Source organism: Flavobacterium sp. CSZ (assembly GCF_015350725.1).
GTDB lineage: Bacteria > Bacteroidota > Bacteroidia > Flavobacteriales > Flavobacteriaceae > Flavobacterium.
The window spans coordinates 140979-163722 of the sequence record NZ_JADKPQ010000003.1; the positions used below are offsets into that span (position 1 = coordinate 140979).

Below are 22744 nucleotides of genomic sequence, written 5' to 3' on the forward strand. Positions count from 1 at the left end.
CATCATTTAACCCAAACCAGTTTCAATTGAAAATAGTAAATAAGTTCTATCCGCATGCCCTTGTTATATTGGGCTTTATTATCGTTTCTTTAATTTATTTTTACCCGGTTTTACAGGGAAAACAAATCTTCCAATCGGATATTGCTCAATATACCGGAATGGCCAAAGAGCAAAATGATTTTAGAGCTACAGAGCATTCTGAGCCTTATTGGACCAATTCAGCATTTGGTGGTATGCCAACTTATCAGTTAGGGGCAAATTATCCTAACGATTTTATTGGACATTTAGATGATGTTTTACGTTTTTTACCTCGTCCAGCAGATTATCTGTTTTTATATTTCTTGGGTTTTTACGGCTTATTATTAGTTTTAAAAACAGATCCTTTAAAAGCCTTTATTGGCGCCATTGCCTTTGGTTTTTCTACCTATTTAATCATTATTCTGGGAGTAGGACATAATGCAAAAGCACATGCAATTGCTTATATGCCGCTTGTTATTGCCGGATTTATATTGGTTTTTCAGAAAAAATATATTTGGGGAGGTTTGCTCACCATGTTTGCTGTTGCATTAGAAATTAATGCAAACCACTTTCAAATGACTTATTATTTATTGATATTCTTGTTGATATTATCAGGTTATTTTGCTTTTAATTTTATTAAAGAAAAAGAATATAAACCGCTCTTAACTGCTATGGGTGTTTTGGCTGTAGCAGGAATTTTTGCTATTGGTGCCAATTCTACCAATTTAATGGCAACAAGCGAGTATGCTAAATTTAGTACCCGTAGCAACAGCGAATTGACTTTTAATCCTGACGGATCCAAAAAGACCAACGAAAATGCTTTAAGCCGCGAATATATTACAGAATACAGTTACGGAATTCCTGAAAGTTTTAACTTAATTGCTCCACGACTTTTTGGAGGTTCTAATCACGAAAATGTTGGAAGCGACAGTCGTATGTATTCGTTTATGATCGAACAGGGAGTTCCTTCAGAACAGGCTCAGGATTTTGTATCAGGAATGCCAACATATTGGGGAGATCAGCCTATCGTTGCTGCTCCTGCATATATTGGGGTTGTTGTTTTCTTTTTAGCAGTTTTGGCATTATTTATTGATGATAGAAAAATAAAATACGTATTCCTTTGCGGAGCATTGGTAGCATTGGTACTTTCATGGGGTAAAAATTTCTCTTTATTGACAGACTTTTTGATCGATTATGTGCCTATGTACGATAAGTTTAGAGCAGTTTCATCGATTCAGGTTATTCTTGAGTTGTGTTTTCCTGTCTTGGCTATTATGGGATTACAATCTTTCTTTAAAGCAAAAGATGAACCTAAACTACAACAGAAAGCCCTTGTGCAAACAGGTGTTTTTGGTCTTGGGATAATTGTGATTTTAGTATTTGCTAAAAGCATGTTCCATTTTACAGGAAGCAGTGATAATTATTTCTTAGAAAGTTACGGACCGGCTTTTGTTGATGCCTTAAAAGAAGACAGAATGACGCTTTACTCTGCAGATTTATTGCGTTCAGGATTTTTTATAGTACTGACTTTTGGAATTTTATGGTTGTTCATTAAAAATAAATTAGCTCAAAATACTACGCTAATTATCGTTGGTCTTTTAATGATTTTCGATTTGTTTTTTGTGGATAAAAAGTATGTTTCGGCTAAAGATTTTGTGAGTCCTGCTCAAATTGCAGCTCCGTTTCAGGAAACACCATCTGATGCTCAGATTTTAAAAGATACAACACATTACAGGGTTTTTGAAGTAAACGGCAATATGTCTAGCGCACGTGCCTCTTATTTCCACCATTCCTTAGGTGGATATCATGCTGCAAAACCGAGAAGAATGCAACAGTTATTCGATTATCAGATTGCAAAAAACAATATGGAAGTTTTGGATATGCTGAATGTAAAATACATTATCCAAACAGATAAGGAAGGAAAAGAATTTCCAACTATCAACCCTAATACAAACGGAAATGCCTGGTTTGTTAGTACCGTAAAATTGGTCAATAAACCGGACGATGTGATGAAAGCTCTAGATCATATCGATACTAAAAAAGTAGCTATTTTTAATGTTCGTGAACACGAAGGTAAATTTAGAAGCGCGCGTTTAAAGAAACAGTGGGATACTACAGGAACGATTAAAGTTGTAGAATATAAACCAAATTATATCAAATATAAGTCTGATAATAAAAAAGACGGTTTAGCTGTTTTCTCTGAGGTGTATTATAAAAATGGCTGGAACGCTTATATTGATGGTGAGTTAACGACACATTTTCCTGTTGATTATGTTTTAAGAGCTATGGAAGTTCCTGGCGGAAAACATACTATCGAGTTTAAATTTGAACCTCAGGTTGTTAAAACAGGAAGTATAATAACTTTGGCCAGTTCAATTGGAATGTTATTATTGCTGATTGGCGGAATTTATTTCGAAAAATTCTACCGCAAAGATTCACAAAGAAATCACGGAGATACTCAAAAATAACCTTAAAAGCTTTGTGAAACTTAGTGAAAGCTTTGTGTATCTCTGTGAAACAGACTAAACCTGATGGAACAAAAAAAACTCTTAATCATTACTTATTATTTCCCGCCTGCAGGAGGTCCGGGAGTACAGCGTTGGTTAAAATTTGTAAAATATTTACCTGAATTTGATGTTCAGCCCATTGTTTACATTCCTGAAAATCCAACTTACCCTATAATTGATGAAGGTTTAGTTGATCAGATTTCTGATAAGGTAATTGTTCTGAAAAATAAAATTTGGGAGCCTTATCAATTGGCGTCTGTTTTTTCGAAGAATAAAACCAAGAAAATTAGTTCGGGAATTTTTCCGCATAAGAAAAAACAAACTTTTTTAGATAAAACATTTCTTTGGATTCGCGGAAATCTTTTTATTCCCGATGCACGTGTTTTTTGGGTAAAACCTTCAGTGGCTTATCTTGAAAAGTATATAAAGGAAAATAATATAGATACCATTGTAACTTCCGGGCCACCGCATAGTTTGCATTTGGTAGGTTTAGAATTAAAAGAAAAATTAAACGTAAAATGGTTTGCAGATTTTCGTGATCCCTGGACTACAATCGGCTATCATAAAGCATTGCGTTTATCAGCTTATGCTGCAAAAAAACATAAAAGTCTAGAGCATAAAGTACTTAATGCTGCAGATACGATTATTGTAACAAGTAAAACTACAAAAACCGAGTTTCAGGCGATTACCAATAAGCCAATTTCGGTAATTACGAATGGTTATGATATCGAGAATGTAGAAAAACAAACTCTGGATACTAAATTTACTCTGGCACATATCGGCTCATTTTTGTCTGATAGAAATCCGAAGTTTTTATGGGAATGTCTGGTAGAGTTGCTTCAGCAAATACCTGATTTTAAAACACATTTAGAAATTAAACTCATAGGAGCAGTAAGTCAGGAAGTTTTAGATGCTATTGGAGAATTTAATTTAAATGACTATCTGAATCTTTTAGGATATGTTTCGCATCACGAAGCCATTGCACATCAAAAAAAGTCTCAGGTTTTACTTTTAATCGAGATTAATTCTGAAGATACTAAAAGTATTATTCCGGGTAAATTGTTCGAATATATGGTATCAAATCGCCCTATAATTGCTATTGGTCCAAACGGATCAGATTTTGCCGATATTATTAAAGAGACCAATACAGGAGTATTTTTTGATTATTCTGAAAAAGCGAAATTAAAAAGTGTAATTTTGGACTTTTATAATCAATTTTTGGAAGGCAAATTACAATCTCATGGTGTTGGTTTACAACAATATTCAAGAAAAAGCCTAACTAAACAATTGGCACAATTGATTAGCAAATCATAAGATTGCAATAATCTAAAATCTAAAAATCTAAAATCCAAACATGGGTATTGTTTTAAATCAGTCTTTCAAAAATACAATTATTACTTATATCGGTTTCGCTATTGGAGCCATCAATACACTTTATTTATACCCGGTTTATTTAGGAGCAACTTATTATGGTTTGACTAATTATGTGACGTCTTGTGCGAATGTGATTATGCCATTGTTTGCGATTGGAATGCAAAATACTTTGGTTAAATTTTATTCACAATATCAAACTGAAGAAGAAAAATCCCGTTTTTTATCCTTTACTGTTTTGTTTCCTTTGCTATTAATAATTCCACTTTTACTGATTGGACTTATTTTTTATGATGATATTCTGTTCTTTTTGTCAAAAAAGAATGCGATTGTAAAAAGCTATATTTGGCTAATACCTTTTATAGGGTTATGTATGGCATATTTTGAAATTTTTTATGCTTGGCTGCGAGTAAATATGCATTCGGTTTTTGGAAACTTTGTTAAGGAAGTAGGTTTACGATTATTTTCATTATTTCTATTAGTAGGTGTTTACTACGATTGGCTTAGTGTAGAAGGTTTTGTGTACGCAACAGCAATTTTATATTTCTTTGCATTCCTGATAACCATGTTATATGCATTTAGCATTCAGAAGCCTACTTTTCAGTTTACAATACCAACAAATACAAAAGATATATTAGTATATACTTTTTATATTATTCTATCAGGAAGTGTGGCTAATTTACTTTTGGACGGTGATAAAATGATATTAAATCAATATATGCAGATTGAAAATATCGCTTTCTATTCTGTGGCTACTTATATTGCCTTGGTAATTTCTGTTCCAAGCCGTGCCATGCACCAAATTGTATATCCAATTACGGCAAAATTAATGCATGAGAACAAGCACGATGAGTTAAATCAACTATACAAAAAGACCTCAATAAATTTGCAGATGGTAGGTGGTTTTGTAATGCTTTGCATATTTGTAAATATTAATCAGCTCTACGAATTGGTTCCAAAAGAATACAGCGGAGGAATTGCCGTTGTATTTATGATAGGATTATCGAAGTATTTCGACTTGATTTTAGGAAACAATAATGCTATTATTTTTAATACCAAATACTATCGAATGGTATTGTATTTAGGATTAATGCTTGTGGTTTTAACCGTAGTTCTAAACATGATTTTTATTCCGATTTTCGGAATCTTTGGATCTGCTTTTGCTACTTTATTGTCTATTACTTTATACAGTTTGGCAAAGCTTCTTTTTGTGGTAAAAAAACTTAATTTATATCCGTTTACCAAGCAAACGATATATTCGATGTTGCTTACGTTCGCTTTGTTTTTATTATTTTATTTCTGGGAGTTTCCTTTTTTCCAATTGATTAGTATTGCTTTAAAATCTATTTTGGTAACAATTTTATACGTTTACCTGAATTACAAGTTTAATATCTCTCCTGATATTAATAAAGTAATCGACATGCTTTTTCGAAAAATAGGAATTAAAATTTAGTAAGATTTTATTGGGAAAACAGAAAGTAATTTAAATTTGAATCTATTTTGTTTTTATATTTGTTAGAAGGATAACCAACTTATTGCTAATAAAATATGAAAAAGAAATTAATTTGTTTTTTAGCGTTCTTTATTGTTTTATTTTCTTCACTGGCTTTTGCTCAAAAAGATAGTTTACAAGCTTCAAAAATAGTCACACCTGAATTAAAACTAAAAGGATATCCTGTTAGCCCTTTTAAGGATACGCTTTTTTATGTTTATAATAAAGTGGGTTCTTTTTCTGCCGAAAACAGAGCAAATGCCATTACAGAAAAAATCAGAAAACTATATGAAGATTCTTTTTTTGAAAAAGATTCTATTGTAGTTGTTCCTTCGGATATTTCTCAGGATATCGTCTATAAAAATGATTTCATCATCATGTCAATTCTTGATGGTGATGCAAAGGCCGAAAATCAAACTACAGGTTTTATTGCCAAAAGAAATTTGAAGGCGATAAAAAAAGCAATCATTTATCAAAACGAAAATTATTCGATGCTTCCTAAAAGGCTTGGATATACGGCATTGCTTATCCTTATCATCGGAATTGTTTTGTATTTTGTAGGTATGATTTTCAATAGAATAAGATTGCATATTCTTAAAAATAGCGATAAATATTTTAAAGGATTTACTTATAACAATATCAGTATTCTTTCTCCACAAAAGCAACAATCGATACTTATGCGATTGTATAGCTTTGTAAAAGGTTTTACTTTGGTTTTGATTGTTTATTTTTCATTGCCATTATTGTTTAGCATTTTTCCGGCTACAGAAGCATATACAACAACATTATTGCGATGGATTCTTACGCCTGCAAAATTGGCCATTATGGGATTTGTTGATTTTTTGCCAAGTTTTGTTACCATAGTAGTTATTGTTTTTATTTTTAAATATACCATAAAAGTAATCCGGTTCTTTTTTGATGAGATAAAAAAAGAGAATATAAAAATAGATGGTTTTTACAGTGACTGGGCAATGCCTACATTTAATATTATCAGGTTTCTATTGCTGGCATTCATGGTGGTTATTATATTTCCGTATTTGCCGGGATCAGATTCTCCCATTTTCAAAGGTGTTTCCGTTTTTGTGGGGATTCTATTTTCTTTAGGTTCCTCAAATGCTATTGCCAATATGGTAGCGGGATTGGTGATTACCTATATGCGTCCGTTTAAGATTGGGGATTTTATAAAAATAGGTGATGTTAGCGGAGAAGTTATCGAAAAAACAGCCTTGGTAACCCGAATCAGAACACCAAAATTCGAAGATATTACAATACCAAATTCCACGGTATTATCGAGTACTTCTACAAATTATTCTTCTAATACAAAACATGTTAATAATGGGTTGCTAATTCATACTACTGTTTCAATTGGTTATGATGTACCCTGGAAAGATATTCATAAAGCTTTGATTGAAGCAGCATTAAAAACCGAAATGATCGAGCAGACTCCGTCGCCTTTTGTACTGCAAACCAGCCTTGATGACTTTTATGTTTCGTATCAAATTAATGTATATACGAAACAACCTACAAAGCAACCGATGATCTATTCTTCATTGCATCAAAATATTCAGGATTCGTTTAACGCGGCCGGAATCGAAATTATGTCACCACATTATAGTGCCTTACGCGACGGAAACAATACTACTATTCCTGAAAGCTATTTGAAAAATGATTATGAAGCTCCTTCTTTTAATGTTAAGGATAAAAGCTAATAAATTGATAATGTGCTATTAATCTTAAAATTTTAACAGTGATTTATTTTGAAGTTAATTTTATAAAAATTAACTTTAGCTAAGAATTTAGCAACACTTCCCTTAGTAGGATAAAAAAGATCTCATTTAAGACAATAAAAGTGTGTGTTATTATGTTTATTAAATTGAATTACTACGCTGAAAAATGTTAAAGCGTGAAGTAATTTTTGCAGTATTTGGATTAATTTTTTTACGTATTGATTATGAAGAACAATGGACTTAGTCAGGAGCAGAGCTTACAAGTGTTTTCTAATATGATATCAAACAAAGTTCATAACGGATTTACATTAGAAGAGAGAAATGATGAATTCCTTTTTGCAGTCCTTTCTAAAGGCGGAAAAGTAGTAAATCATGGTTTAAATTTCATTATTTTTTGTCTAACCTTAGGATTGTGGTCATTTGCTTGGCTTTACTTGACAATTGAGGCATCAAAACAAAAAAAAGTATTAGTTGCCATCGACGAAGATGGTTTCCCTTTTGAAGAACGATGTTTAGTCGCTTAACAAATTTAAATCGCAAAATTAAAAAATTCCAAATTCCAAATGATTAACTCATTGGAATTTGGATTTTTTTTTTTTATTTGTCAGGCTGAGGCGAAGTCGAAGCCTTAGATAATGTTCTTCTATTTCTTGCGGGTAAAGTATTGAGTTTTCTAAAATAAAAAGTAAAAACCTTTGTTCCTTTGCACCTCAACACCTTTCCTCTATAATTTATCTTTTAAATAAATTCCCGTAACAGATTTCTTTTCTTTTACGATATCTTCCGGAGTTCCCGAAGCTAATAAATACCCTCCGTTTTCTCCTCCTTCAGGACCTAAATCAATAATCCAGTCGGCACATTTTATAAGATCAAGATTATGTTCGATTACAATTATCGAATGGCCTTTTTCTATTAATGCATCAAAAGAAGCTAATAATTTTTTGATATCGTGAAAATGCAGACCGGTTGTAGGTTCATCAAAAACAAATAATGCTTTGTCCTTTGTAGCCCCTTTTACTAAAAACGAAGCTAATTTAATACGTTGTGCTTCTCCACCGGAAAGAGTAGAAGAAGACTGTCCTAATTGCACATAGCCTAAACCAACATCCTGAAGTGGCTGAAGCTTCTGTGTAATTTTGGTTTGTTTATTTTTATCGAAAAACGCAATTGAATCATCAATAGTCATGGTTAGAATATCGTTGATGTTTTTATTGTCGAAAGTGATTTCTAAAATTTCCTTTTTAAAACGTTTGCCTCCGCAGGTTTCACATGGTAAAGAAACATCGGCCATAAAGACCATCTCGACGTTTATTGAACCTTCTCCTTTACAAGTTTCGCATCGCCCACCATCTACGTTAAAAGAAAAATGTTTGGCCTGATAACCTCTTATTTTAGATAATTTCTCTTTAGCATATAAATCCCTGATGTCATCGTAAGCTTTTATATACGTTACAGGATTTGATCTGGAACTTCTTCCAATAGGATTTTGATCAACATATTCGATATGTTTTATCTGAGAGAAAGAACCTTTTATGTCGCTAAACTGACCTGCTTTTTCAGAAGCATTTTCCAGTTTTTTCTGCATGGCCGGAAACAAAATCTTTTTGATCAAAGTACTTTTTCCACTTCCTGAAACGCCGGTAATTACCGTTAGGACATCCAGAGGAAAAGTAACATTTATATTTTTTAAGTTGTTTTCTCGTGCTCCAACAATATCAATATGATTTTTGAATTTTCGTCTCTTTTTAGGAACCGAAATTTCTAAATCTCCATTCAGGTATTTAGCCGTTAAGGAATCTGATTTTAGAATTTCATCATAAGTGCCCTGAGCAACAAGATGACCTCCAAAAGTTCCTGCTTCCGGACCAATATCAATAATCATATCAGCAGCTTTCATGATATCTTCATCGTGCTCGACTACAATTACAGTATTACCTAAATCACGAAGCGACAATAAAACTTTGATCAGTCGTTCCGAATCTTTAGGGTGCAGACCAATACTTGGCTCATCAAGAATATACATCGATCCCACCAAGCTGCTTCCTAATGAAGTGGCCAGATTAATACGCTGCGATTCTCCACCGGAAAGTGTTGCAGAATTTCTGTTTAAAGTCAGATAATCTAAACCAACTTCTGTTAAAAATGATAAACGATTGTTGATTTCGATCATTAAACGCTTTGCAATTTGCTGCTCATAAACATTTAGATCAATGTTTTTGAAAAAAGTAACCAAATGTTTAATTGGTAAATCGACTAAATCAGAAACCGTTTTACCATTAATTTTCACATAAGAAGCCTCTTCGCGTAAACGTTTTCCGCGGCAAGCATGACATTTTGTTTTTCCGCGGTAACGCGATAACATCACACGGTTTTGAATTTTATAATTTTTTTCTTCAAGTTCTTTAAAGAAACCGTTCAGACCCTGAAAATACTGATTTCCTTTCCAGATTAAATCTTTTTGATCTTCGCTTAATTCAAAGAAAGGTTTATGAATAGGAAAATCAAATTTATAAGCGTGTTTAACGAGTTCGTCTTTATACCAGCTCATACTATCTCCCCGCCACGGATAAATAGCATTTTCAAAAACCGATAAGGAAGTATTTGGCACTACTAAATCAGCATCGATGCCAATAATATTTCCGTAACCTTCGCAAACCGGACAAGCTCCGTAAGGATTATTAAAACTGAATAAATGAACGTTAGGTTCTAAGAACGTAATGCCGTCTAATTCAAAATTATTCGAATACGTAAATCTTTTATCTGAACCTGCTTCCTGAAGATAACAAATTCCTTTTCCTTCAAAAAAAGCGGTTTGTACGGCATCGGCCAATCGATTATAAAACTCTTCTTCGTCTTTTACAACGATTCTGTCAATAATCAATAAAATATCTTTATTGTCTAATTTATGAATTTCTTTAGGGGTAAATTCATCTAAACGAACCATTTCGTTATCAACCAGAATACGCGCAAAACCTTGTTGCAGCAATACTTTTAGTTTGTCTTCGAGTTTCCTTCCTTCTTCAAGATGAATAGGAGACAGAAGCATCCATTTGCTGTCCAATGGCATACTTTTTACATCGGCAACAACATCGCTAACAGTATTTTTTTTGACTTCAAGTCCGGAAATAGGGGAATAAGTACGGCCAATTCTTGCGAATAAAAGCTTTACATAATCATAGATTTCAGTCGAAGTTCCTACAGTCGAACGCGCGTTTGTTGTATTTACTTTTTGTTCAATGGCAATTGCAGGAGCAATACCTTTTATATATTCTACTTTTGGTTTGTCTAATCGCCCAAGAAACTGACGCGCATAAGAGGATAAACTCTCTACATAGCGGCGTTGTCCTTCGGCATATAAAGTATCAAAAGCTAAACTTGATTTACCTGATCCTGAAAGACCTGTGATTACAACAAGTTTATTTCTGGGAATAGCAACATCTACATTTTTTAAATTATGTACCTGTGCTCCTTTAATTATAATATTATGTTTTGGGTCGAGTGTAGAAAGATCAATCTGCATACAAAAAGTCAATTTTTACAAAAGTAATCAATTTTGAATTGAGTTTTGTTAATGCCATTGTTCCAAATTCTAACATAATTATCATGTTTATAAAATAGTTACTTATGAGAAGAATGGCTTTAAATTCTTTTTGCAAGATCGTTATTCTGCGGTTTTCTCAAAGTTGAAACCTGAGGTTATGGTAAATTATGAATAGAGATATATTTAATAGTTTAAATTATTGATGTTTTGAGATTGAAAGTGTAATTATATCCGATATACTAAATCTTGTTTTATTTTATTAAAAACTTGTAGTTTCAATATAAAATAAGCTATTTTAGAACTGTTTTAATAATAATTAATACCACGGCTCAATTTGAAAACTAAATTTACTTTTCTGCTTTTTTCAATCAGTTTTCTCTTGTTTTCGCAGGAGTTTCCGCCCATTATCAAATATTCATCTTCTGTTTATGGTGCCGGAAATCAAAGTTGGATGATCGCTCAGGACGATCAGAACTATTTGTATTTTGCCAACAATGAAGGTCTCTTAGAATATAACGGCACAAATTGGCAATTGTATCCTACTCCCAATGAAACCATAATGCGATCTGTAAAAGTAATTGGAAATAAAATCTATACCGGTTGCTATATGAATTTTGGCTACTGGACAAGGCGGACAAATGGTAAATTAAAGTATACTTCGCTCAGCGATACCATCAAAAATAAAATTTTAGATGATGAACAATTCTGGAATATTCTTAAATACGATCAGTGGATTTTATTTCAATCCTTAAACCGAATTTATATTTATGATACCAAAACAGGGAAATTTAAAATTATTGCACCAAAAAATGGCGTGGTTAAATCATTCGCAAATAAAAATGCCATTTATTTCCAAACGATAAAAGAGGGGCTTTTTGAAATAGAAAGCGGCAAAGCCAAATTAGTTTCGGATCATCCAATTCTTAAAAAATTCACGATGGTAAATATATTTACCACAGAAGATGGTTTGCTGATTCAGACGCAATTAGATGGTATTTATAAATTATCAGGAAATACTCTAACGCGTTTTATAACAGATGTAGATGCTGAACTAAAATCAAGTTTTGTGTATAGCAGTCAGCTTTTGGAAGACGGAAGTTTTGCTTTGGGCACAGTCTCGAACGGGATTTTTATTTTATCAGATGCAGGAAAACTAAAATATCATATTTCGCAAAGCAAAGGACTGAGTAATAATACCGCTTTATCCCTTTTTGAAGATAAGGACCGCAATTTATGGGCAGGACTCGATAACGGAATTAATTGCATCAATATCAACTCGCCTGTACATAGTTTTACAGATGATACCGGAGTTCTGGGAACGGTTTATGCGTCGGGTACTTTTAATGGTTTGCTGTATGTGGGAACCAATCAGGGATTGTTTTACAAAAATACTCAAAGTAATTCTGAGTTTAAATTCATAAACGGAACAAAAGGTCAGGTTTGGTCTCTTTTTGTATACGATAACACGCTTTTTTGTGGTCACGACTCAGGAACTTTTATTATCACGAATGATTCTGCAAGAAGCATCTTTTCTGCTTCGGGAACCTGGAAATTTGAACCTGTTCCCAATGCCAAGAACAAATTACTTCAGGGGAATTATTACGGAATTTCGGTTTTAGAGAAAGTAAACAATCAGTGGTTTTTTAAAAATAAAATTCAGGGTTTTGATTATTCATCGCGTTATTTTGAAATCAACAATAATTTTGATGTTTATGTAAGTCATGAATATAAAGGAATTTTTCGATTAAAATTAGATCAGACTTTATCAAAAACAAATGCATTTTACACTTATAAATCGCCTAAAAAAGGTAAAAACGCGAGTTTAGTCAAATTTAATAATGCTATTTATTATGCCTACAAAGACGGAATTTTCAAATTAAATCCCATTACAAAACTATTTGAGAAAGATAATTTATTAAGTTCTATTTTCGAAAAAGACGAATATACATCCGGGAAATTAATCGTAGACAATTCCAACAAAATCTGGCTGTTTTCTAAAAACTACATCCATTATTTTTCTGCCAGTAAATTAAGCAATCAGTTAAAGCAGAATATAATTCCCATTCCGTCTTCTTTGACCAATTCGATGCTAGGTTTTGAGAACATTACACAAATTTCCAAATCGACTTATTTAATAGGTACAACAGATGGGTATTATACTTTGAATATTGAGGATTTAAGTTTTAAAAATTATACCGTCTTTATTACTGATATTACAATTAATAAACAAAATGAAACCTTAAAGAACGTTGCAATTCAGAATGAAGGAGAATTTAAATCGAATGAAAATAACATCACTTTAAACTACACAGTTCCGGAATATAATAAGTACATCAACTCAGAATATCAATATTTACTAGAAGGTTTCCAGAACGATTGGAGCGAATGGAGTACAAAAGCTACGGTGAACTTTAAAAACTTAGCACCGGGAAAATACACTTTTAAAGTAAGGGCAAAATATGCCAATACCATTTTACAAAATACGGCTACCTATACATTTGTGGTTTTAAAACCCTGGTATTTGACCAATTTGGCGTGGTTTATTTATTTTCTTTTAATGATGGTGCTGGCGTATTTTGTAAACAAGGCATATCTCAATTATTATCACAAGCAAAAAGAGAAGCTGATAGAAGAAAATAATTTGTTATTGGAGATTAAAGAACTCGAAAATGAGCAGCAATTAATGAAGCTTAGAAACGAGCAGCTTTCTCAGGATGTTGACAATAAAAATAGAGAACTGGCGGTTTCGACCATGAGTTTAAACAGTAAAAATGAGTTGCTGGCATTTATAAAAGAAGATTTAAAAAAGACCAGTCAAAACGATAGCAGTAATATAAAATCGGTCATAAGTACGATAAACAAAAACATTACCGAGGAAGATTCCTGGAACGTATTCAAAGAAGCTTTTGATAACGCCGATAAGGATTTTCTAAAAAGAATCAAACAGCTGCATCCTGTACTTACTCCAAATGATTTACGTCTTTGCGCTTATTTACGTTTGAATCTTTCATCAAAAGAAATTGCTCCATTGTTTAATATTTCTGTTCGCAGCGTAGAAATAAAAAGGTATCGTTTGCGTAAAAAAATGGATTTACAGCACGAAAACGGTTTAGTCGAGTATATTTTGGCTGTATAGTACATCAAAAAATGCTTCTAAAAAACTATACATTACCTCAACATTAACGATTTGTTGTGATTTTGTAGTGTTAATGTTAAAGAAATTAACATTCGTAAATTATAGTTAAATAAGGGTGTATTTTGAGATATATTGAATTTACCTGTTATTTTTTTATGATGTATGTTTTTTGTTGAGGTTAAAATTGTCGTTTTCCTAAATGGATAAGATAAATTTATCTTTCAATAAAAACTAACTAATTATGAAATCTAGATTATTACTAACCGTACTAATGCTGTTTACATCTTATGCGTTTTCGCAGTCTTTTGATGTAAGCGGTACAGTATTAGATGGCTCGGGTTTATCACTACCGGGCGTAAATGTAAAAGTTAAAAGTTCGTCACAAAGTACAACCACAGACTTCGACGGATCTTTTAAATTATCAGGAGTTCCAAAAGGAACTGTAATCGTTTTAAGTTATATAGGTTTTAAAACGCAGGAAGTTGCGGTTGCAGGAACCAAAATAACAGTTAAAATGATTGACGATGCCAGATCGCTTGATGAAGTTGTTGTATTAGGATACAGCAGCAAAAAGAAGAGAGATGTTACCGGAGCAGTTACTGTTGTATCCAACAAAACCATCGAAGATCTTCATCCCCTTAAGGTAGAACAAGCCCTGCAGGGAACTGTGGCAGGGGTTAGTGTTACGGCACAATCGGGTTCTCCGGGCGCACCAATGAATATCAATATTAGAGGTATCGCCACAAACGGAAATAATGCAGCAACTGTATTTATAGATGGCTATCAGGGAGATTTGAGTATTTTAAATCCAAGTGATATCGAATCGATTACAGTACTTAAGGATGCTCAGGCGGCCGTTTACGGAGTATTGGGAGCCAACGGAATTGTGCTGGTAACAACAAAAACGGGTAAAAAGAATTCTAAAACCAAAGTTTCTTTCAACTCTTCTTTTGGTACTCAGGAAACGAGCAAAAAAATGTCGGTACTAAATGCTACAGAATATGCATTGTTACTGAACGAAAGTTATGCTAATGGCGGACAAGCATTGCCTTATCCTAATGTTTCAGGTTTAGGAAAAGGAACAGACTGGCAAAAAGAAATCTTCAACCCAGCTCCGGTTATTAATAATGATATCGCTATTTCCGGAGGTTCAGATAAAATCACCTATTTATTAAGTGGATCAGATTTAAGCCAGCAAGGTATTATTGGAGGTCCAAAATCTGATTTTAAAAGAAATACTGCAAGATTATCTTTAGGTGCTGATTTAGCCAGTAATATGAAACTGCAAACGAATATTATTTATACGTATCTCGACAGAGATTCATTAAATGAAAATGGTTTGGGATCGGTACTTTTTAATGCTATCAATACACCTTCGACTTTGCCGGTTCGTGATCAAAACGGAAATTATACTTTAGTTCCAAGTGCACCGGGTTATGGAGTTGAAATCATCAATCCTTTGGCACAAATAGAAAACACCTATAATGACTATAAATTAAGAAAACTAAACGGGAATGTTAGCTTTATTTACGACATAACCAAAGAGTTTAAATTTACATCTCGTATTGGTTTCAACACAGGAAATAGCATTAGCAGAAACTTCTCTAAGCAAGTAAGCTACGGCGGAAAAGTGTTTGATATCACCAGAAGCAGTGTGACTCAAAATACTGTAAATGATAATGATTATACACTTGATCTTATTGCAGAATACAAAAAGACACTTTTTGGAAATCATAATATCAAAGCAATCTTAGTATCTACAGTTTATAAATCCTGGGGGTCAGGACTTGGTGCTACAGGTTATGATGTTCCTAATAATTCATGGAAATATGCCGATATAAACCTTGCAAAAGGAACAAGTCCGGCTGGTGGCCGTGATGTATCGTCGTATGGGTATGATGAAAGAAGAGTTTCTTATGCCGGAATTTTAGAATATGATTTTAAAGGAAGATATATTTTAAGCGGAGTGATCAGAAGGGATTCATCAACTAAATTTGGTCCGGAGAACAGAGTAGCTTTCTTTCCGTCATTTACGGCAGGATGGGTAGTTTCTGAGGAATCATTTTTAAAAGATAATAGCACTTTAAATTTCTTAAAATTCAGATTAAGTTATGGAGTTTTAGGAAATGACCAGATCCGACCTAATGGTTATACAGGATTATTAAACGGAGAAGCAACTTATGTATACAATGGCGCTCTGATAAACGGAACAGCAATTGGAGGATTACCAAACCCGAAATTACAATGGGAAGAAGCTAAAAAGTTTGACGTAGGGGTTGATTTTCGTTTATTTAATGATAAGCTGGACTTTACAGCAGATTATTTTATTGATACACGAGATAAATTATTAATACCAAAAATTCCGGTTTCGGGAATAACAGGAGTTTATGCTCCGGGAGCTTCTTCACCAACTATGAATGCAGGTTCGGTACGTAACAAAGGATTCGAATTCGCTGTTAATTATAAAGACAAGATATCAGATAATTTTAATTTTAATATCGGATACAACATCACTACAATCGATAACGAAGTTTTAGAAGTAGCCAATAGTACCGGTTATACAGACGCAGGCAGTTTTGGTGTCGGGCAACCGCTTCTTCCCTCAAGAATGGAAAAAGGAAGACCTATAGGATATTTTTACGGATATAAAACAGACGGGATTTTTCAGAACCAGGCCGAAATTGCAGCACATCCATCGCAGGCAGCTTTAGGAGCAGCTACAGCTCCGGGAGATATTCGTTTTAAGGATATAAATGGTGATGGTGTAATTGACAGCAAAGACAGAACGAATATTGGAGACCCGATTGCCAGTGTAATAATGGGATTAAATGTAACCCTTAACTACAAAAATCTTGATTTTCTTGCCTATGCTTATGCTTCAATAGGAAATGATATGGTTAGAAACTACGAGCGTACACTTACAGATGTAAACAAATCTAATTATGTGTTAGGAAGATGGACCGGAGAAGGAACAAGTAATACCGTTCCCAGAGTTACAACGGGAGCAACTAACAACAGCCTTTTTTCTGATTATTATGTAGAAGATGCTTCTTTTTTAAGAATTCAGAATGTACAATTAGGGTATACATTAAACAAAACATTCTCGGATAAAATCGGTATTTCAAAATTGCGTTTGTATGTAGGGGTAAACAATCTATACACGTTTACCAAATACAGAGGTTTTGATCCGGCTGCTATAACAGGGCCACAAAATGACGATAACATTTCACAATCGTCTGTAGGATCTGGAATCGATAACGGATTTTATCCAACACCAAGGATTTATACAATGGGACTAAATCTAAATTTTTAAAAAACAATAAAATGAAAAAGTATATTATAAATATAGGATTAGGAATCGTTCTTTTAGGAGCTTTGAGCGTTTCTTGTTCAGATAATTTTGTAGAACGTGAGCCTGTATATTCAATAGATTCTGAAAATTATTTTAATTCAGAATCAGATTATAACAATGCCTTAATTGGTGCATATGATTTGCTGCAATCTACTTATATAAATGTTTTATTGGGCGAAATAGCTTCAGATAATACATTGGCCGGAGGAGAAAGCGCGAGTGATGTAGTTGGTTTCCAGCAAGTAGATGAAATGACGCACACTGCCGTAAACAGTAATATAAAAGATGTCTGGAACTGGATGTTTGCAGGAGTAAACAGAGCAAGTTATATTCTGGAGTTTAAAGATAAAACAGACTTTCCGGGTAAAAACCAAATATTGGCTGAAGCACATTTTTTAAGAGCATATTATCATTTTGAATTAGTAAAATGGTTTGGTGGCATTCCGTTAAATGGAGATAAGAGGTTTAAATTAGATGACGAGAAAAAAATTCCCCGTTCATCAGTTCCTGAAGTTTACGCTTCTATTGAAGCTGATTTGCTTTATGCTATCGATAATTTAAACCCGAATGCCCCACAAGTGGGTAGAGCTACAAAAGGAGCTGCACAGGCATTATTAGGAAAAGTGTATTTGTATCAGGATAAATTTGCTGATGCCTCTAAAGTTTTAGACAAAGTAATCGAATCAGGAAAATATTCCTTGATAGCAGATTATAATACCATTTTTGAAAACGCAGGAGAAAACGGAAAAGAATCAGTATTCGAAGTACAATACAGTGATGCCGAAGGAGCAGGTTTTGGATGTCTCCAATGTAGCGAAGGTAACGTAGCTGTAGGTTTTAACGGAATAAGAAATTATGTAGGCCCTGTTTTCGATTCAGGATATAGTTTTAATGTGCCAACGTCAAAAATTGCCAATGCATTTGAAGTAGGCGATAAACGTAAAGATGTTGCTATTTTGGATATTGTTGCCTGGGCTGCAGCCAATAATGCTACTTATGGTACGGGATATAAACACACTGGATATTTTAACAGAAAATATTTACCACGTCAGGGAGATTCAAATATTGGAGATCAAAACCTGACAAACCCTAATAATTACAGAGCGATTCGTTATGCAGATGTATTATTAATGGCTGCCGAAGCTTATAGTAGAGGAGGACTAGGCGATGCTAAAGCCAGAACTTATTTAAACGAAGTAAGAAGACGTGCATTTGGAGATACAAATCATGACATCTCAGCTTCAGGACCAGCTCTAACCGATTTTATCTGGGCAGAAAGAAGGTTTGAATTTGTTGGAGAAGGAATTCGCTTTTTCGATTTAGTGCGTACAGGTAAAGCAGCACAGGAAATTGCTGGTTTTAAGGCAGGAAAAAATGAAATATTCCCAGTTCCTATCGAAGAGATTCAATTCGCAAACGGAAACTGGCAGCAAAATCCTCAATATTAAAAAATAGTATTATGAAAAAATTACATTTTATTATAAGTCTGTTCGTTTTGGCAATCACAGTAGGTTGTTCTAATGACAGTAATGGCAGCGATGTCGATATCGATTCGATAGGAGCGCCAAAAAACATATCGGCACTCACAACCATTACTCAGGATAATTCAGGTAAAGTAACTTTTTTGCCTAAAGGAGAAGGCGTTACGCAATATCAAATTAATTTTGGAGATGGAAGCCCGGTGTCGAGTTATCTTTCGGCAGGAGCGACCGTAGCGCATACGTACAAAGAAGGTATTTACCAGGCCAAGATTATGGCAATGGGATTAAATGGAAAAATTACAGAAGTAACACAGGAAGTTACAGTTTCATTTTTGGCACCAAGTAATTTGCAGGTAACTTTAGCACATGTAGTTGGTGATAATTTATCAGCGTCCGTAAGTGCAAAAGCCAGTTTCGAAACCTATTTTCAGGTTTATTTTGGAGAAACCCCAAATGAAATCCCGGTTGATTTTATGGAAGGTGAAACCATTAAACATACCTATGCCAATATAGGAACCTACGAAGTAAAAGTTGTCGCTTTAAGCGGAGGAAAAGCAACATCGGTACATACAGAATCGATTACAATTTCGAACCCAATTTTATTACCGGTTGATTTTGAATCGGCTACCTTAAATTATGCCTTTACTACTTTTGGCGGTGTAGCAACAGTTGTAGCCAATAACCCTAGTGTAGATGCCAGTAACGTAAGTGCAAAAGTGGCTAAATTAACCAAACCGGCGGGTGCAGAGGTATGGGCAGGTTCTTTCTTAGAATTAGGAGAACCAATTAATTTCTCTACTCTGAAAAAAATCAAAATCAAAGCATGGTCACCAAAAGCGGGAATTGTAGTTAAAATGAAATTAGAAAATTTGACCAATTCAGATATTAATACCGAAGTAGATGTTACCAACACAGTAGCGAACAATTGGGAAGAATTGGTATTTGATTTCTCTGCTGTTGATAATGCTAATAAATATCAAAGAGTAGTACTTTTCTTTGACTTTGGTAATGCAGGTACAGGCGTAGATTATTACTATGATGATATTCAGTTAACTTCAGGAGCAGAATCTTTAGTGTTGCCATTAACATTCGAATCGACCAACTTAACTTATGCTTACGGAAATTTTGGTGGAGCGGCCGCATCGGTAGTTGCCAATCCTGATAAATCAGGAATCAATACATCATCAAAGGTAAGTGCTTTAACAAAAAACAATGGTGCCGAAGTTTGGGCAGGTTCATCACTAGCGCTTGAAACGGCGATTAATTTCTCAACATTTAAAAAACTAAAAATAAAAGTCTGGTCACCTCAGGCCGGAATTATTGTGAAATTTAAATTAGAAAATCTAAATGATGCCACTATAAACAAAGAAATTGATGCCACTACAACAGTTGCCAATAGTTGGGAAGAACTCACTTTTGATTTTGATGGAATTGTGAATGCCAATAATTATCAAAGAGTAGTGCTTTTCTTTGATTTTGGAAACAATGGCACAGGCAAAACATACTATTTTGATGATATTAAACAATCCAATTAAAAATATAAGTAATCATGCGTAAAATAATTATAAATATCGCGTCCGTACTTACGATTCTGCTTATGGTAGGTTGTCAGGAAGACGATTTAAAATTCGGGAACTTACAAGCGCCGACAGACCTTGTAATTAAAGCCGAGATTGTAGGTAAAACCGATGCAGATCCAAACGGAGATGGTTCGGGATTAGTAAAACTTGTCGCCACGGCCAATAATGCTATATCGTATAAATATGCTTTTAGCGACGGAACCTCAGTAAATGCGCCAACAGGTAAATTCGAAAAAAGATTTACCAAACCGGGACTTAATACTTATACCGTAACTGTTATTGCAACAGGAACAGGAGGGATAGAAACAAATACTTCGATAGATGTTACTGTGCAAAGTGATTTTAGCGATCCTGAAGCCGTAACGTTCTTAACAGGCGGAACTTCTAAAAAATGGTATTGGTCAGCTTCAGAACCAGGACATTTGGGTGTTGGACAAAATGATGGTGATGCAACCAAAAATTATTTCGCTAATTATTATACAGCAGGACCTTTCGAAAAAGCAGCCTCACCGGCAAGTAGCTGTTTGTATGATAATGTTTTAACATTCTCTCTGGATGGTGATGTAGTGAAATACCAATTAGATAATGGTGGCTCAACATTCTTTAATGCAGCTTTTGCAAGTGTAGCAGGCGGAAGTTCACCAGATGACGCATGTTTGGCATATGATGCAAGCGGAACAAAAATCGTGTCGCTAAGCCCTTCAGAATCGGTTGTGATGAACAACCCGGATCATCTAACACAAACAAGAGGAACAGCAATGAATTTCTCTGATGGTGGATTTATGGGCTATTATATAGGACAAAGTACTTACGAAATAATTTCGATAACAGCCAACAGAATGGTAGTAAGAGCTGTTATGGGCGGTAATCCGGCATTGGCATGGTATCATATATTTACCACTACAAAACCTACTCAGGCACCACCGGCTGATTATACAAAGTTAGTTTGGTTTGATGAGTTTAATACAGACGGTGCACCTGATGCGACAAAGTGGAATTACGATCTTGGCAGAGGAGACAGCGGTTGGGGAAATAATGAAGAACAAAACTACACCAACTCAGCAACAAACGTAATCGTTCAGGGCGGAAACCTGAAAATTACGGCTAAAAAAGAAGCTTCAGGAGGTGCCAATTATTCTTCGACCCGACTTAAAACCGATGGTAAATTTAAATTCACCTATGGTAAAGTCGAGATAAAAGCCAAACTTCCAACAGGAGTAGGAACCTGGCCGGCAATCTGGATGTTGGGTTCAAATTATGCAACTAAACCATGGCCGGCTTGTGGCGAAATAGATATTATGGAGCATGTTGGGAAAAATCAAAATGTTATTTTGAGTACCCTTCATTATCCGGGACATTCGGGAGGACAAGGTAATACAGGTTCTAAAACGATACCAAATGTCTCAACAGAATTTCATGTTTACAAAACAGTTTGGAGCCCTGCATCAGTAACAACTTTTGTAGATGATGTTCAGATCCATTCTGTTCCTAACGACGGTACTTTACCTTTCAACAGCGACTTCTTCTTAATCCTGAATGTTGCAATGGGAGGTAATCTAGGCGGCAATATTGATCCTGCTTTTACACAATCTTCTATGGAGGTTGATTATATAAGAGTATATCAATAGATTATAAATTAATTAGTAAGAATGAGGTGAGAAGGTCAGTTAAGGCTGGCCTTCTTATTTTGTTAATTTTAAAATGATGGTATGAAAAAAGTAATTGTATTATTAATGATAACCAGTTTGAGTTTTGCGCAAGAAGTCAAAAGAAAACTAGTCTGGGAAGAAAATTTTAATAAAAAAGAAGTGAATGAAACCTTTTGGAATTTCGAACTTGGAGACGGATGTCCAAATTTATGCGGTTACGGAAATAACGAAAGACAGATTTACACCAAAACAAATCACGAATTCAGGGATGGAAATCTTATTATAGAAGCCAGAAAAGAAGGTGCTAAATACACCTCGACAAAAATAACGACAAAAGGTAAAAAAGAGTTTAAATATGGCCGCATCGAAGCCAGAGCAAAACTACCGGTAGGACATGGCTTATGGCCGGCATTCTGGATGCTGGGTGCAAATATCGATGAGGTAAAATGGCCTAAAACAGGAGAAATCGACATTCTCGAATATATAGGCAGAGATCCACATATGGTATATACTACTTTGCACACGCAAGCCAGTCACGGAAATACCATCAATACAAAAAGAACCCCTTTTGCTACTATTGAAGAAGGATATCATGTTTATGCAATTGAATGGACAAAAGATAAAATCGATTTTTTTGTAGATCAAACATTAGTTTACACCTTTAATCCTGAAGTAAAAAATGAAGATACCTGGCCTTTTGATAAACCATTTTATATTATCCTAAATTTGGCCATAGGGGGAAATTTTGGAGGTCCTGAAGTGGATGATAATGTACTTCCTCAAAAGTTTTATATCGATTATCTTCGTGTTTATCAATAGTAAGTACTAACGTGACAAAAAAATGTAATAATCAGATGTAAATGAGTTAATTATTTAGTGTTGAGTTGTTT

12 protein-coding genes are annotated in these 22744 nt (G+C 34.2%); 11 read left to right on the top strand and 1 reads right to left on the bottom strand.

Annotated elements, in window-relative coordinates:
- The first annotated feature begins 26 nt into the window (after nucleotides 1–26).
- The 5 genes from IRZ78_RS04625 (at nucleotide 27) to IRZ78_RS04645 (ending at nucleotide 7639) form a co-directional block, all read left to right on the top strand.
- The gene (locus IRZ78_RS04625) at nucleotides 27–2486 is read left to right on the top strand and encodes a YfhO family protein (protein ID WP_194615406.1); all 2460 of its coding nucleotides are present in this window, start codon (nucleotides 27–29) and stop codon (nucleotides 2484–2486) included.
- 63 nt (nucleotides 2487–2549) lie between these two features.
- Complete coding sequence (locus IRZ78_RS04630) at nucleotides 2550–3839, top strand: glycosyltransferase family 4 protein (protein ID WP_194615407.1); 1290 nt, start codon at nucleotides 2550–2552, stop codon at nucleotides 3837–3839.
- A gap of 40 nt (nucleotides 3840–3879) precedes the next feature.
- On the top strand, nucleotides 3880–5349 hold the full coding sequence (locus IRZ78_RS04635; protein WP_194615408.1) for an oligosaccharide flippase family protein: 1470 nt from the start codon (nucleotides 3880–3882) through the stop codon (nucleotides 5347–5349).
- Nucleotides 5350–5444: 95 nt separating this feature from the next.
- A complete protein-coding gene (locus IRZ78_RS04640) occupies nucleotides 5445–7097 on the top strand; it encodes a mechanosensitive ion channel domain-containing protein (protein ID WP_194615409.1) in 1653 nt (550 codons plus the stop codon).
- A gap of 293 nt (nucleotides 7098–7390) precedes the next feature.
- Nucleotides 7391–7639, top strand: coding sequence for a hypothetical protein (locus IRZ78_RS04645; RefSeq protein WP_228520364.1), 249 nt, complete (start codon nucleotides 7391–7393; stop codon nucleotides 7637–7639).
- A gap of 200 nt (nucleotides 7640–7839) precedes the next feature.
- Here the strand turns inward: IRZ78_RS04645 and uvrA are convergent, their stop codons facing one another.
- Nucleotides 7840–10635 carry an excinuclease ABC subunit UvrA gene (uvrA, locus tag IRZ78_RS04650; RefSeq protein ID WP_194615410.1) on the bottom strand — a complete coding sequence of 932 codons (2796 nt, stop codon included), beginning with the start codon at nucleotides 10633–10635 and terminating at the stop codon, nucleotides 7840–7842.
- 355 nt (nucleotides 10636–10990) lie between these two features.
- On the opposite strand from uvrA, the gene IRZ78_RS04655 reads away from it, so the two are divergent.
- The 6 genes from IRZ78_RS04655 to IRZ78_RS04680 all read left to right on the top strand — a co-directional run bounded on the left by IRZ78_RS04655 (nucleotide 10991) and on the right by IRZ78_RS04680 (nucleotide 22673).
- Entirely contained in the window at nucleotides 10991–13792 is a 2802-nt protein-coding gene (locus IRZ78_RS04655) for a triple tyrosine motif-containing protein (protein WP_347349813.1), read from the top strand.
- A 241-nt stretch (nucleotides 13793–14033) separates the two neighbouring features.
- Nucleotides 14034–17105 carry a TonB-dependent receptor gene (locus IRZ78_RS04660; RefSeq protein WP_194615411.1) on the top strand — a complete coding sequence of 1024 codons (3072 nt, stop codon included), beginning with the start codon at nucleotides 14034–14036 and terminating at the stop codon, nucleotides 17103–17105.
- Nucleotides 17106–17116: 11 nt separating this feature from the next.
- Nucleotides 17117–18592: a RagB/SusD family nutrient uptake outer membrane protein gene (locus IRZ78_RS04665; protein ID WP_194615412.1), complete on the top strand. Its 1476-nt coding sequence runs from the start codon at nucleotides 17117–17119 to the stop codon at nucleotides 18590–18592.
- Nucleotides 18593–18603: 11 nt separating this feature from the next.
- The gene (locus IRZ78_RS04670) at nucleotides 18604–20160 is read left to right on the top strand and encodes a hypothetical protein (protein ID WP_194615413.1); all 1557 of its coding nucleotides are present in this window, start codon (nucleotides 18604–18606) and stop codon (nucleotides 20158–20160) included.
- A 14-nt stretch (nucleotides 20161–20174) separates the two neighbouring features.
- On the top strand, nucleotides 20175–21833 hold the full coding sequence (locus IRZ78_RS04675; RefSeq protein WP_194615414.1) for a family 16 glycosylhydrolase: 1659 nt from the start codon (nucleotides 20175–20177) through the stop codon (nucleotides 21831–21833).
- Nucleotides 21834–21914: 81 nt separating this feature from the next.
- Nucleotides 21915–22673 carry a glycoside hydrolase family 16 protein gene (locus tag IRZ78_RS04680; protein WP_194615415.1) on the top strand — a complete coding sequence of 253 codons (759 nt, stop codon included), beginning with the start codon at nucleotides 21915–21917 and terminating at the stop codon, nucleotides 22671–22673.
- The last annotated feature ends 71 nt before the right edge of the window (nucleotides 22674–22744 follow it).

Excerpts from the sequence above, each read along its gene's own strand:
- IRZ78_RS04640 (WP_194615409.1), top strand. The coding sequence starts at position 5,445 with ATGAAAAAGAAATTAATTTGTTTTTTAGCGTTCTTTATTGTTTTATTT.
- IRZ78_RS04630 (WP_194615407.1), top strand. The coding sequence starts at position 2,550 with ATGGAACAAAAAAAACTCTTAATCATTACTTATTATTTCCCGCCTGCA.
- IRZ78_RS04645 (WP_228520364.1), top strand. The coding sequence starts at position 7,391 with ATGATATCAAACAAAGTTCATAACGGATTTACATTAGAAGAGAGAAAT.
- IRZ78_RS04675 (WP_194615414.1), top strand. The coding sequence starts at position 20,175 with ATGCGTAAAATAATTATAAATATCGCGTCCGTACTTACGATTCTGCTT.
- IRZ78_RS04660 (WP_194615411.1), top strand. The coding sequence starts at position 14,034 with ATGAAATCTAGATTATTACTAACCGTACTAATGCTGTTTACATCTTAT.
- IRZ78_RS04670 (WP_194615413.1), top strand. The coding sequence starts at position 18,604 with ATGAAAAAATTACATTTTATTATAAGTCTGTTCGTTTTGGCAATCACA.
- IRZ78_RS04665 (WP_194615412.1), top strand. The coding sequence starts at position 17,117 with ATGAAAAAGTATATTATAAATATAGGATTAGGAATCGTTCTTTTAGGA.
- IRZ78_RS04635 (WP_194615408.1), top strand. The coding sequence starts at position 3,880 with ATGGGTATTGTTTTAAATCAGTCTTTCAAAAATACAATTATTACTTAT.
- IRZ78_RS04680 (WP_194615415.1), top strand. The coding sequence starts at position 21,915 with ATGAAAAAAGTAATTGTATTATTAATGATAACCAGTTTGAGTTTTGCG.
- uvrA (WP_194615410.1), bottom strand. The coding sequence starts at position 10,635 with ATGCAGATTGATCTTTCTACACTCGACCCAAAACATAATATTATAATT.